This is a genomic window from Neorhizobium alkalisoli (assembly GCF_002968635.1).
Taxonomy (GTDB): Bacteria; Pseudomonadota; Alphaproteobacteria; order Rhizobiales; family Rhizobiaceae; genus Neorhizobium; species Neorhizobium alkalisoli.
The window spans coordinates 1-411 of record NZ_PVBN01000051.1 but is presented as its reverse complement, the minus strand read 5'-3'; the positions used below and the strand labels follow the sequence as shown (position 1 = coordinate 411).

1 protein-coding gene is annotated in these 411 nt (G+C 63.5%); it reads left to right on the top strand.

Annotated elements, in window-relative coordinates; all coding sequences use genetic code 11:
* Positions 1-411, top strand: a 411-nt coding sequence (locus C5L13_RS28505) for a lytic murein transglycosylase (protein WP_205836903.1), incomplete at both ends; no start/stop codon positions are given.

Genomic DNA, 411 nt, shown 5'->3' with positions numbered 1-411 from the left:
CCGCAGAGCACCCCGGTAAAGGGCGGCTTTTTGCTGAGCCCGGCGCACAGCGGCGCGCCGCTGGGTGGGGATTTCGCCAATAACCCGAATACCGCGCGCTTTATCGAGAAGATGGTGCAGGAACACGGTTTTGACCGGCAGCAGCTGCACGACGTGCTGGCGCAGGCTCGGCGATTGGATTCGGTGCTGCGGCTGATGGACAGGCAGGCGCCGACGCCGTCTACCCAGGGGCCAACCGGGCCGAATGGCTCCTGGCTGCGCTACCGCAACAAGTTCATCACCCCGGATAACGTGCAAAACGGCGTAGTGTTCTGGAATCAATATCAGGATGCGCTGCAGCGCGCCTGGCAGGTGTACGGCGTGCCGCCGGAGATTATCGTGGGGATTATCGGCGTGGAAACCCGTTGGGGC